This window comes from Marinovum algicola (assembly GCF_900109145.1).
GTDB classification, from domain to species: Bacteria; Pseudomonadota; Alphaproteobacteria; order Rhodobacterales; family Rhodobacteraceae; genus Marinovum; species Marinovum algicola.
Map to the genome: position 1 here is coordinate 1 of NZ_FNYY01000041.1, position 12,130 is coordinate 12,130.

The 12,130-nt window shown below is 62.8% G+C and carries 12 protein-coding genes and 1 pseudogene; 7 read left to right on the forward strand and 6 right to left on the reverse strand.

The genetic code is table 11. The features are described 5' to 3' along the window. Positions 1-127: 127 nt before the first annotated feature. Positions 128-547 (forward strand): IS200/IS605 family transposase, encoded by a 420-nt coding sequence (gene tnpA / locus BMW90_RS25335; protein WP_074840480.1) that lies wholly within the window; start codon positions 128-130, stop codon positions 545-547. Positions 548-551: 4 nt separating this feature from the next. Here tnpA and BMW90_RS25340 read toward each other — a convergent pair whose 3' ends face one another. From BMW90_RS25340 to BMW90_RS25355, 4 genes are all read right to left on the reverse strand, one after another. Beyond that, positions 552-1,499, reverse strand: coding sequence for a cation diffusion facilitator family transporter (locus BMW90_RS25340; RefSeq protein ID WP_074840482.1), 948 nt, complete (start codon positions 1,497-1,499; stop codon positions 552-554). Further along, a complete protein-coding gene (locus BMW90_RS25345; RefSeq protein WP_074840484.1) occupies positions 1,489-2,298 on the reverse strand; it encodes a ZIP family metal transporter in 810 nt (269 codons plus the stop codon). Before BMW90_RS25345 ends, BMW90_RS25340 begins: the two co-directional genes overlap by 11 nt. Before the next feature lie 9 nt (positions 2,299-2,307). Beyond that, the gene (locus BMW90_RS25350) at positions 2,308-3,102 is read right to left on the reverse strand and encodes a transglutaminase-like domain-containing protein (RefSeq protein ID WP_074840486.1); all 795 of its coding nucleotides are present in this window, start codon (positions 3,100-3,102) and stop codon (positions 2,308-2,310) included. Between the two features lie 175 nt (positions 3,103-3,277). Continuing rightward, positions 3,278-3,706, reverse strand: a complete 429-nt coding sequence (locus BMW90_RS25355; protein WP_074840488.1) for a MerR family transcriptional regulator — start codon at positions 3,704-3,706, stop codon at positions 3,278-3,280. A gap of 145 nt (positions 3,707-3,851) precedes the next feature. Between BMW90_RS25355 and BMW90_RS25360 the strand changes: the two genes are divergently transcribed. Both BMW90_RS25360 and BMW90_RS25365 read left to right on the forward strand, forming a co-directional pair. Beyond that, positions 3,852-6,143 (forward strand): heavy metal translocating P-type ATPase, encoded by a 2,292-nt coding sequence (locus tag BMW90_RS25360; RefSeq protein WP_074840489.1) that lies wholly within the window; start codon positions 3,852-3,854, stop codon positions 6,141-6,143. Between the two features lie 22 nt (positions 6,144-6,165). Continuing rightward, on the forward strand, positions 6,166-6,639 hold the full coding sequence (locus tag BMW90_RS25365) for a DUF411 domain-containing protein (RefSeq protein WP_074840491.1): 474 nt from the start codon (positions 6,166-6,168) through the stop codon (positions 6,637-6,639). 42 nt (positions 6,640-6,681) lie between these two features. Here BMW90_RS25365 and mntR read toward each other — a convergent pair whose 3' ends face one another. Continuing rightward, positions 6,682-7,152, reverse strand: a complete 471-nt coding sequence (mntR, locus tag BMW90_RS25370; protein WP_074840494.1) for a manganese-binding transcriptional regulator MntR — start codon at positions 7,150-7,152, stop codon at positions 6,682-6,684. Positions 7,153-7,245: 93 nt separating this feature from the next. Between mntR and BMW90_RS25375 the strand changes: the two genes are divergently transcribed. Genes BMW90_RS25375 through phnE form a run of 4 tightly spaced genes read left to right on the forward strand, consistent with a single transcriptional unit; the run spans position 7,246 to position 11,538 of the window. Then, on the forward strand, positions 7,246-9,126 hold the full coding sequence (locus BMW90_RS25375; RefSeq protein ID WP_139211555.1) for a cytochrome c peroxidase: 1,881 nt from the start codon (positions 7,246-7,248) through the stop codon (positions 9,124-9,126). Continuing rightward, on the forward strand, positions 9,126-10,001 hold the full coding sequence (locus tag BMW90_RS25380) for a phosphate/phosphite/phosphonate ABC transporter substrate-binding protein (protein ID WP_074840498.1): 876 nt from the start codon (positions 9,126-9,128) through the stop codon (positions 9,999-10,001). The genes BMW90_RS25375 and BMW90_RS25380 overlap by 1 nt, the downstream gene beginning before the upstream one ends. An 8-nt stretch (positions 10,002-10,009) precedes the next feature. Further along, positions 10,010-10,780 carry a phosphonate ABC transporter ATP-binding protein gene (locus BMW90_RS25385; protein ID WP_244526627.1) on the forward strand — a complete coding sequence of 257 codons (771 nt, stop codon included), beginning with the start codon at positions 10,010-10,012 and terminating at the stop codon, positions 10,778-10,780. Then, positions 10,780-11,538, forward strand: coding sequence for a phosphonate ABC transporter, permease protein PhnE (phnE, locus tag BMW90_RS25390; RefSeq protein ID WP_074840502.1), 759 nt, complete (start codon positions 10,780-10,782; stop codon positions 11,536-11,538). The genes BMW90_RS25385 and phnE overlap by 1 nt, the downstream gene beginning before the upstream one ends. Positions 11,539-11,541: 3 nt before the next feature. Here the strand turns inward: phnE and BMW90_RS25395 are convergent. Further along, positions 11,542-11,994: pseudogene (locus BMW90_RS25395) on the reverse strand (L,D-transpeptidase family protein); the annotation flags it as partial. Positions 11,995-12,130 lie beyond the last annotated feature (136 nt).

Genomic DNA, 12,130 nt, shown 5'->3' on the forward strand with positions numbered 1-12,130 from the left:
ATTCACTATCCATTGAATGGAACGAAGCCACCGGCTTCCAGCCGGTCCGCTTCAGCTGACGAATGAGGGCTCCCCCGGGATTTGAGACCGCCCGAAGGGTGAAGTCTCAAATCCCGGGGGAGCCCTCATGAGCTATTCTACAGCCAGCCATACCACATTTTACCATCGGTATCACGTCGTCTGGGCCACGAAATATCGGTTCAAGGTTCTGCAAGGCACGATGCGGGAACGTCTTCGCGAGATCATCCGCCAAACCTGCGCAGAACTCGACGTGCACATCGTCAAGGGCGTCGTGGCGCGTGACCATGTCCACATGTTCATCAGTGTGCCGCCGAAACTGGCCCTCGCCACGGTCATGCAACGTATCAAGGGTCGCTCTTCGCGCCGGGTCCAGATGGAGTTCCCCGAATTGCGAAAGCGCTACTGGGGCCGCCGGTTCTGGGCTCGTGGGTATTTCTCGACCACTTCGGGAAACGTGACCGACGACATCATACTTCAGTACCTCGAACTACATGGAAAACATGATGCTACCGGCGTCAGCCGGTAGTGGTTCACTTAACATGGCCGTCCTCCTTTCTCTTCGTTCCGTCGTGGCCGAAGAGTTCGGCATCTTGATGGGCGTGTTCGACGTTCTCGAATTCGAGACTCGAGTGCGTGATACCGAAATCAGCTTCCAGCCGGTGCTTGATCGCGGCCTTGATGGCCTCGATGCGGGTCCAGCCGTCTTCGGTTAGAACAACGTGGCAATCGAGTGCCGCATCGTGCTCTTGCATCTGCCACAGGTGCACATGGTGAACGTCTTCGACCCCCTCGATGCGGCGAACTGCATCGACGACTGCCCTGCCGTCGATGCCGGGTGGGCTGCCGAGCATGAGTGTGCGGATCGGCTCGCCGATCTCGGTCAGAGCAAGGTAGAGGATGTAAAGCGCGATTAGGATGGTGATCGCCGGGTCCACCCAGCGTAGATCGTAAAGGATGATGAGCGTTCCGCCGATGATCACCGCGACCGAGGCGAGCGCGTCCGACAGGTTGTGGAGGAAAAGCGCGCGGATGTTCACGCTGCCCTTCTGCATCGAGTAAGTCAGCAGGGCCGTCAGCGTGTCCACGGCCAGCGCCACGCCGCCCAGGATCACGACGGTCCAGCCTGCGACTTCCGTCGGTTCGATCATCCGCATCACGCCCTCATAGATCAGGTAGACGCCGACGAGGATCAGGGTCGTGTAGTTGATTAGCGCCGCCACGATCTCGATCCGGCCGTAGCCGAAGGTCATGCGCTCATCTGCGGGCCTGCGCGCGATCTTTCGCGCAACGAATGCGATGATCAGGGAGGCCATGTCTGAGAAATTGTGGAGCGCGTCCGCGACAAGAGCGAGGCTGCCTGAGAGGATGCCCCCGACGATTTGCGCCACGGTCAAAAGGGCGTTCGCCCAGATGGCTATTGAGACCCTGCGGTCACCGGATTCCGGGTCCATGTGCGCGTGGCTGTGGTCATGCGGCATCTGTCAACTCCACTGGAACCCTCTGGACTGCGCTATCTTGCTTCCGGGAACTCTCGGCGCTCAGGATCGTCCCCAGTCCGGCGGAGACGAGCGCAAAAAGGGCGAAGCCGCCGACGAACGAGAGCATGGACCCTGCCGTGTCGTCCGCCGCATCGTGGGCCTCCTCGATCATGTCCTCGACCGCCGCCACCGTAAGCAGCCCGGCCACGAAAACGAGGGCAACGTGTTTCGCGGCGTCCGGCGCGTTGCGGAGAAGGAACCAGGCGAGCAGGGCCGCGGCGAGGCAAAAGATCGGGAATGAGAGGGAGACGACGATGCGCCTGCCGCGCGGCACCTCCTTCTCTCGCATGTTCGCGACGACGGAATAGCCGTCGGGGAAATCGGCAAGCACCTGACCGGCTGCGAGGACGACGGCAAGCGAGGTGGCGACGGCGGACCCAGACCCAATCATCAGGCCGTCACCGGTCAGATCGACGGCCACGGCGACGTAGATCATCCACATCCCGCTGCCGCCTTTTCCTCTGCCCGTCGGCTTCATGCGCTTGATGAGGCTGTCGGCCCCCACGTAGGCCGTGCCACCCGCGGCGAAAGCTGTGGCGATCCACCATCCAGCGAGGTTGCTCAATGCTTCGGGCATCAACTCGATCGCCACGACACCGATCACGATGCCGGAGGCTGCATGCAGCGCGAGGTTGAGAAGCCGGGGCGAGGTCGGGAGATATTCGGCCACCATGCCTCCAGCAAGGTTGCCAAGTCCGGGAAGAAGGGCCAGTCCGATGACTATCCAAAGATTCTCCATGCATCCTCCTCAGGCTTTTGGGGGAGTGAACCCGCCTGCACGAGGTATTAACTGGCAAGGAGCGGTCTGGGTTTCCAACAGTCCCGGGATCGACGGAACCTTCCCGGCGCGAATCCGTCTGACCCTGGCGTTCAACCAGTGTCGGACAACGCGGGAATACAGCCAGTCGCGCAGCGGACCGAAGGCCTGGCGGTGCACCCGATAAAATGCGTCGGGGCTGTCGTAGAGACCAAGGTCGCGAGCGATTCCGGTCTTCTGGATGTAGGTGTCGCTGCCACGCCAGTCGACGGGCGGTGCACCGAGGACGTCGGTTCCTACGCCATATCCGCAGAGGCCCTGTCGTTCCGGGAATGCGTTTTGGAGCCTTGAGAGATAGGCAGCGTCGAGGATGAAGCCCTCGAGATTGATCCACGAGCCGTCCAGTGGGACTTCGACCCATGAGTGCAGAATTTCCGCAGGGGCGAGGGCATACACTGCCTCCGGCACGATACCGCGTTGGAGCGCCTTGTGAATCGTGAAGCCGTGCAGACGGCAGGGGACGCCGAGGCCCCGCAAGAGCGCCATCAGCAGCGTGGCCTTGGTATTGCACTGGCCATAGCCGTCCTTCAGCACCTCGGACGCGGCGATATCGTCCCGGCGATTGTAGCCGAAGCGGATCTCGTTCCGGACGAAATCGTAGGCGGCCCCGATGCGGCGGTGCTCGTCGAGATCACGCCAATCACGCCTTGAGATCAGGTCCTCGATCGAGCCGGCGGTGAAGTCGAGCAGCCGCGAGGGCTGGAGACGTGGTGTGGTTGTTTGCATGGCTGGTCTCCTTCGAATCGTCCGGAGACCGATGTAATCGCTACAGTGACTGTAGGTTCAAGGCATTTCTACACGACGCGCGGAGCGACGCATATCTCGGCAGCTCCACCGAGACACATTCCCGCGCCGGCAATCTCCGCGAGGGCGGCCATGGGATAAGCCAACGCCGCCGGCATCAGCGTTCAGCTCTCACATGATCGGTCAGACATTGGCCGTGATCCCGCAGCACCTCGAGAATGCGGCAGTCCGCAACGCGATTGCTTCCACATTCGGCAATCATCCGACGCAGTTCCGTTCGTAAAGTTTCAAGCCGTTCGATGCGGATTTCGACCTCACGCAATTGCCGTTGGGCGATGGCATCGACTTCCGCACATGACCGGCCGGGGCTGTCGGAGAGATCCAGCAACTCGCGGATGGCGTCGAGCGAAAAGCCGAGTTGGCGGGAGTGACGGATGAAAGCCAGCCGGTCCAGCTCGGCATTGCCATAACGGCGTTGGCCGCCTTCCGTCCGGCCCGGCTCCGGCATCAGACCGATCTGTTCATAGTAGCGGATCGTTTGCACCTTCGTGCCTGTCCGCTTCGCAAGGGTGCCAATAGCGAGCATGAGATTTTTTCCCTGTGTCTACAGTTGCTATAGATTACTTGGCCGGGGTCCAACAAGTCCTCCGCAATCGGGAGGTCTTGAACCTACAGTGGGTAGAGGTCCTATCTGTGTGGCTCAGCGAGTCGCACGCGGGAGAAAAACGGACATGGCAGACGGCGGGAACCAGATCGAGTGGCGCGTGACTGGCATGGATTGCGGCGCCTGCGCGGGCAAGGTCCGCGGTGCGGTTGAGCGGTTGCCCGGTGTCTCGGATGTCGATGTTGCCCCGATGACGGAACGGCTGCGCCTGACACTGGATGAAGCCCGATCGACGCCAGACCAGGTCGAGAAAGCGGTGCGGGCCATCGGCTACGGGATCTCGCCGCGGGGGAGCGCGCCAGAGAAGCCGAAAGGTGGGTTTGTTTTGCCCGAGGGGGCCTTCACCGGGTCCGACGCCGCCACATTCGGGAATGACGATGAGCACAAGCGCCCACGGCTGTCAGAAGAGGCGCAACCTACCTGGCACGCCACGTCCAAGGGGTGGCTCGTGCTCAGCACAGGTGCGCTGCTGGCGGCGGCTTGGGCGGTGCATCTGCTGACCTCTGAAGACGTTGCGAAATGGGCGTTCGTCCTGGCCACCCTGATCGGGCTCGTTCCTGTGGCTCGCCGTGCTTTCGCCATGGCGCGGATTGGCATGCCCTTTACCATCGAGATGCTGATGACCATCGCAGCAAGCGGCGCACTGGTGATCGGCGCGGCGGAGGAGGCCGCACTGGTCGTCTTTCTTTTCGCCGTTGGCGAGATGCTGGAAGGCGTTGCCGCCAGCCGGGCGCGCAATGGCATCCGGGCTCTGGCGGCACTGGTGCCGAAGACGGCCCTCCTGGAGACGGACGGGCAGACCCGAGAGGTCCCGGCGGAGAGCCTGGCTATCGGTCAGACAGTGATGGTTCGCCCGGGCGACCGTATTCCCGCCGATGGAGAAGTGATCGACGGCACGTCCGGTGTCGATGAAAGCCCGGTGACGGGGGAAAGCGTTCCGGATCTCAAGGAGCCGGGCAGTCTGGTCTTCGCCGGCTCTATCAACACCGAGGCGGCACTGCGAGTGCGAGTCGAGAAAACGGCCGAGGACAACACCATCGCGCGCATCGTCCGCCTGGTCGAGGAAGCGGAGAGCGCCCGCGCCCCGACAGAGCGCTTCATCGACAGGTTCAGTCGCGTCTACATGCCCGTAATCGTCGGCACGGCTATGCTCGTGGCCACCGTTCCTCCGCTCGCCTTTGGACTGGCTTGGGGGGAATGGATCTACAGGGCGCTGGCGCTGTTACTCATCGGCTGCCCCTGCGCGCTGGTAATCTCGGTCCCGGCATCGATCGCCTCGGCCCTCTCTGCTGGCGCCCGAAGCGGCCTGCTGATGAAGGGCGGAGCGGTCATTGAGGCCGTGGCCCTGGTTACCCATGTCGCATTCGACAAGACAGGAACTTTGACAGCCGGTCGACCGCGCGTGACCGACATCGTGCCGATAGATGGAACGCCGGCCGAAGTGCTCTCGCTGGCCGCGGCGGTCGAGAGTGGCGCAAGTCATCCGCTCGGATTGGCTATCTTGGCCCGCGCCGAAGCGGACGATGTGGATATTCCCGCATCAAGCGCGGCCCGTGCTATCGCGGGTAAGGGCGCCGAGGCCATGATTCGCGGCGCGACCGTGACGGTCGGCTCGCCGCGGCTCGCAGAAGAGTCCCGCGTAATGAGCGAGCAAACTCGGGCGCAGGCTGCCGTGCTCGAGCGGGAGGGAAAGACGGTCGTGATCGTTTGGCGCGACGACACCGCCTGCGGCTTGATTGCTCTGCGCGACGAGCCCCGCCCCGACGCGGCCGAAGCCATCCGCCAGCTACGTGCGATGAGCATCGCGCCGGTGATGCTGACCGGCGACAACGCGCGCACGGCCGCAGCTATCTCCAGCAGTCTTGGAATCGAACACCGCGCGGGCCTTCTGCCAGAGGACAAGGTGCGCGAGCTCCGCGATCTCGGGCGCGACGCGCAAGTCATGATGGTCGGCGACGGGATCAATGACGCCCCGGCGCTTGCCGCCGCGCAGGTCGGTGTGGCCATGGGCTCGGGCACCGACGTGGCGCTTGAGACCGCGCACGCGGCGGTCCTGCGCAACCGTGTAGGTGACATTCCCGGACTGGTCCGGCTTGCGCGCGCGGCCATGAGCAACATCCGTCAGAACGTCGCCATCGCCTTGGGTCTGAAGGTTGTATTTTTGGTGACGACTCTTCTGGGCATCACTGGCCTCTGGATTGCGATCCTCGCCGATACCGGTGCAACCGTGCTCGTGACGCTCAACGCACTCCGGCTGCTGACCTTCCGGCCGGAGCGGGAAAGCCGGACCGGCCGGACCGGAGCTACAAAAGTGGCGCGCGGTCGCCTTGACGCGACTGCCGCCAGCGAACAGAAGTAGTAGAACTACGAGGAGTGCCTCCATGATCCATATGACCCGTCGCCGCCTACTCGCATCCGCCGCAAGCCTCGCCGCTGCGGCTCCCTTCGCTGCCGCTGCCCAAGCCAGCGCGCCCACCATTCACGTGGTGAAGGACTCCAATTGTGGATGCTGCTCTGCCTGGGTGGAGATCCTGCGCAACGCGGGCTTCACGGTGACCACCGAAGCGAGCATGGGCACGCTCCTGATCCGTCACAAGCTGGAGAATGGCATCCCGCAGGAGATGCACTCCTGTCACACGGGCGAAGTAGAAGGCTACATGATCGAAGGCCACGTGCCGCCTGCCGACATCCTCCGTCTGCTCGCCGAGCAGCCTGATGCAATCGGTCTCGCCGTGCCCGGCATGCCCTACGGGTCTCCAGGGATGGGGCCCGAGGACGACAGGGAGTCCTACGAAGTTTACCTCGTTCGCAAAGACGGTGGAGCAGAGGTTTTCACCAGCTACCCGGCTGCGTGACCGGACCTCCATTGATCGCCGGCAGAAGCCGCAACTGGTAGATCAAGGCTGTTCATTGAAGCGCGTCACCACCCTCTCGAAGGCGTCCAGAGTTGTCTCGCTTACGTGGTGCTCGATCCCCTCGGCGTCCCGTTCCGCCGTTTCCTCATCGATCCCAAGGCTCAGGAGAAACGCCACCACGATACGGTGACGCCTTCGGCAGGCCTCCGCCAGTTTCTGTCCCTCAGGGGTGAGAAAAATGGCCCTATACCTCTCGCGGGAAACGAGGCCTGCCTCCTTTAGTCTTGAGATGTTCTTGGTGACCGTGGGCGGTTTCACACCCAGGCGCTCAGCGATGTCCACCGGTCTCGCTTCGCCCTGCAACTCGATCAGCTCGGCGATCAGTTCGACATAGTCTTCGGCCATTTCGCTCTCATGCGCCTGGCGCACGGTCGCGAAGCCTTCCGCTTGCGCCTTGGCATCCCTGTCGCTCGCGTCGGACGCCTCACGTCCATGTATCTGTAACTTCGTCATGTCAGGACATTGCCGCGATCTGGCGGGAATGACAACTTGTTAGCATTGTCTATATATGTTAGCATCGTCTAACTTTTGAGACTGGAGAACGCTGTGACCTTGAGATTTCCTGCATTGTTGCTTGCCGCTTTTGCAGGGGCGCTTGCCCTCTCTGGCTCTGCTTTGGCGACTCCTGCCAAGGAGGCGCCCTGGCTTCCCGAAGCGGCCGCCTATCGGCTGACACTCTTCCTCGGAAATCTCGAGCCGTTGCCCTGGGACGACGTAGAGGCCGCTTGGTCTGAACCTCACCGCAACTCGCATTTCTCGTTCGGCGCGCTGGCGCGTCTGGATGAAGATAGCGACGTGAAGCCTGACAAGCTCATGGATGCTATCACGAGCGAGGACCGGCATGCGGTCTTCACCGAGGCGACGCGATTGATCGCGCTTAGGCTCGAAGAAGAGCTGGATCGGGCCATTGCGGCCGAAGGCCCGGCGACCGCGCAGCGGGCCGTTCGCGAAGCCCGTGAACTTTATCGCGCCTTCGCAGACGGCATCGCCGCCGCCGATTCCGAAGCTTCGAAGCGTATCGGTCGCGCATGGCTGGAACTTGCCAGCAGCGCGGGTTCTCCGGGTCTCCTTGGCGCAGGCACGACACCTACCTCCACCGAGGCAATGGCAACCGCGCGCGCAGTCATCTCTGACTATCTCGCCGACAACTATCTCCCCGACACTTTCACGACGCGGCGGACGCTGAGCGCTCTACCGGAAACAGCGGTGCTGAGTGGCCGATCCGTCGAAGTGCCGCCAAGCCTGCCGCCCGGCTCGGATATTTTCGATCAGGACCCGCTGCCGCTGCTTGTGCTCAACTTCGAGGAGCAGGGCATAGATGAAACGGACCTCCCACTCGTCGCCTATGGCGACATGCTGTTCGACAGCGCGCAGATCTTCGGCAGTCCTGCGCGTGATATCGGAATCGCCTGTTCGACCTGTCACAACCGCTCGGACGTGAACCAGCGGCTCTTCATCCCCGGCGCCAGCCACCAGCCCGGTGCGATCGACGTGGATGGCGCATTCTTCAATCCCATCTTCAACGACCGGCGCGACGACCCGATTGATATTCCGAGCCTGCGCGGACTGCGCTTCACCGGACCCTATGGCCGCGATGGCCGCTTCGCTTCCCTGCGCGATTTCAGCCGCAACGTGATCGTCAACGAGTTCGCCGGCGAGGAGCCGACGCCCTTCATGCTGGACGCGCTGGTCGCCTACATGCTCGAGTTCGACTTTTTGCCCAACGCCATGCTGACAGTCGATGGTAGGCTTACCAGTGCCGCGCCAGAGGGCGCCCGACGCGGCGAGGCGATCTTCAACCGCCCCTTCGCAGGCCTCAGCGACCGTTCCTGCGCCAGTTGTCATGTCCCGGACGCGAACTTCTTGGATCGTCAGGCACACGACATCGGCTCAGTCGCGCAGGTCTATGAAGGCGCTCGTGCCGGTGCACTGGATACCCCAACACTGCTCGGCACCGTCTATACAGCACCCTATTTCCACGACGGATCGCTGCCGACACTGGCGGCTGTCGTGGACTGGTTCGACGAGGCGAAATCGCTTGGGCTGACCGAGGCGGATCGTGACGACCTCACGGCCTATCTGGAAGCTGTGGGCGCGGCGGATGAGCCTTATGAGGCCTTCGGCAGCGAAAACACAGCCTTCCGGCTGGCATTTTCCGAGCTCACGACGTTTGCCTCGACACTCGACACGCTGATCCCACAGCGGGATGCGGAGCATATCCTGCTGCTGGTCGACACTGTCGCGGCGGATCTCGCGGCCGACGCCAGCACCATGTCAAATCTTGCCGCCCGCCCCGATGTCTACGCGCTGGCCAAGGGGCTGGAAGAAGTCGGCGCTGCGGTGCGCGACGAGGACTGGGTGGCCGCGGAAGCAAGCTGGAGCGCGTTCAAGTCCGACGCCAACGCGATTGACGAAAGGGCCTTCTGATGGCGACGAAACTGAACCGCAGAGTCGTTCTGGCCATGGCTGGAGCAAGCACAGTGCTTCTGGCGGCGCCCCTTGCCGCGCAAGACGATACGTTACGCCTTGCCTTTATCCCGCAGGAAAATCCCGACAAGCTGCTGGGGGATATCGAGGCCATCACAGGCTGGCTGTCCGAGCAAATCGGCGCGCCTGTCGGGGGCTTCGTCACCATTGACCATGCCGCCGCGGTCGAGGCGTTGAGGAACGGTAACGCGGACATCTCCTTCATGGGGGCGCTGCCCTTTGTTCTCGCCGAGGCCGAGATCGACGCGATCCCGCTCCTGTCCGAGGTCTACCGCGGTGATCCGAGCTACACCGGCCGCGTTTTCGTTCGCCGCGACGCCGGGATTCAGTCGCTCGCCGACCTGCGCGGTAGGGACATCGCCTTCGCCGATCCGATATCGGAGTCGGGCTATCTTTACCCGCTCGCCGAGTTCGAGCGCGCGGGGCTGATCGACCGCCCGGAGGCCGCCGACGCGTTCTTCGGACGGGTCTTCTTCGCGGGTGGCTATCAACAGGCAATGCAGGCGATGGCTGAGGGGCTGGTCGCGGCGGCAGGCGCCAGTCAGTATGCCGATCTCTTGCTCACGCCGGAGCAGCAGTCGCAGGTGACCTGGATCGCGGAGAGCGATGCCATTCCCAGCCACGTGGTGATCGCTCGGCCAGAGCTGGACGTTGGCCTGCGCACGCGGTTCGTCGATGCCATGATGATGCTGAACGAGCCAGAGCACCGCGACAAACTGCGCTTTCTTTATGGGCCAGATGGATACGTCAGAGCCGATCCCGCCGCCTACGAAGGTGTGCGCGACTTGGCGAGGCGATACGGACTATTGAAATGAGTCCGGCCGTGCAGATCGACGACCTGAGCTTTGCTCATCCGGGTTCGGATCTTCCGGCTCTGGAAAGGATTTCTCTCCTCGTTCCCACGGGGGAAAGCGTCGCTCTGCTCGGTCCCTCTGGTGCGGGTAAGACGACGCTCCTGGCACTGCTCGACGGTAGGCTCCGGGGCTGGCAAGGGCGAACTTCGGTCTTGGGAGCGTCGCTCGATCCCGATCGACCGCCTCTGCGCGCGCGACGCCCCGACACAGGCTTCGTGTTCCAGGAATTCGCCCTTGTTGAACGGTCCACGGTCCTACGCAACGTTCTCAATGGCCGCTTGGGACGCATGTCGCCCTTGCGCGCCTTGATGGGATCGTCGACTTCGCATGATCTGGAAACTGCGCTGGCCGCGCTCGCCGACTGCGGCATCGCCGATCTCGCCGAGCGCAGAGTCGACAGTCTCAGCGGCGGACAGCGGCAGCGCGTTGCCATCGCACGCTGTCTGGCGCAGGAGCCGCGACTGATCCTTGCAGACGAGCCGGTAAGCAGTCTCGACCCCGCCCGGGCAGCCGAGGTTCTGACGCTGCTGACAGGGGCGGCACGAGCGCGCGGCGCAACGGCGTTGTTCTCGTCGCATCAGCCCGATCTGGCGCGGCGTTTCGCGCAACGCATCGTAGGTATAAGCGGTGGGCGCATCGTCTTCGATGTCCCGACCTTCGACCTGAGCGAGGAGGCGACTGCGAACCTATACCGGGACACAGCGCGGATGCCCGGTGTCGGTCTGCGAGCGGTGTCCTGATGCGGTTTCGCGGGATCGGCGGTTTCGCGGCCAGCACATTGGTCGCCGGTGCAATTCTGTGGTCTTTCATGACGACCGACGTCGAGTTCTCGCGTCTCCTGTCGGCCGGGCCCCGGATCGCAGAATTTCTCGGCCGGATGTTTCCCCCTGATCCGACCGTGATGAGGGAGATCATGAAGGGCGGCGCCGAAACGCTCAGGATTGCGATCCTCGGCTCTCTGGGAGCGGTGGTCCTGTCGGCTCCGCTCGGTATTCTTGCGTCCGAAACGATGGTGTCTCCGCCGCTCTATCGAACGGTTCGAACGCTTCTCGCCTTCATCAGGGCGATACCTCTGATTCTTGTGGCGATGCTCATGGTTGGCGCCGTCGGCCTCGGCCCGCTGCCCGGCATCATCGCCGTTGCCTTTCATGCGACCGGAATGCTCGCCAAGTTCTATGCCGAAGCGATTGACGGTGTTTCCCGGGCGCCCATCGCGGCGCTCGAAAGCGCGGGCGCTGGACCGCTGGCGCGTCTTCGGCACGCGATCTGGCCCCAAATGGCGCCGGTTATTGCTCGTGACACGATTTTCCGGTTCGAGCTCAACCTCCGCGAGTCGCTGATCCTCGGCATCGTCGGTGCAGGCGGGATCGGCTTCTACATCCAGACCTACGTGCGCTCTTTTCAATACGACAAGGCTGCCAGTGTGACGCTCGCAGTCATCATCATGGTCGTTGCCATCGAGGCCATCAACGTCGCACTGCGCCGTCGCTTTGCCTGATCGTTAGGCGTAGATATCGATGGGCGTCCCCTTCCGCACCATGGCGTAGAATTCTTCGATCTGACGGTCCGACACCGAGATACAGCCTGCCGTCCAATCGCGGACATCCATGGGGTCGGCCCCGGGTCTCGGGTCGCCATGGATGAAAATGTCGTTTCCGGGAGGTCGACCAAGCGCTTCCGCAAACGCGATGTCGGCGGAAATGCCGATGGAGAAGTGGAAGAGACTTTTCGGATTCCGCCGACCAATCAGATACGAACCCTCCGGCGTCCGTCCATCCCCCTCGAACTGCTTGTGGCCCTCGGGTGCGAAGCCCAAACCGATGGGGTAGGTCTTCAAGACACCATCCGCACCGTCAAGCACCAACAACCGCTGCGCTTTGTAAATTCGCAACCGGGTTACAGCGGGTCCGTTATAAGACCGAAACTTTCGGGCACAGCCAGATAAAAAGGCGGCCTAAGAATGGGCGCGCGCCCTGTCTACCGCCGTAACGGGAGATTCACTATCCATTGAATGGAACGAAGCCACCGGCTTCCAGCCGGTCCGCTTCAGCTGACGAATGAGGGCTCCCCCGGGATTTGAGACCGCCCGA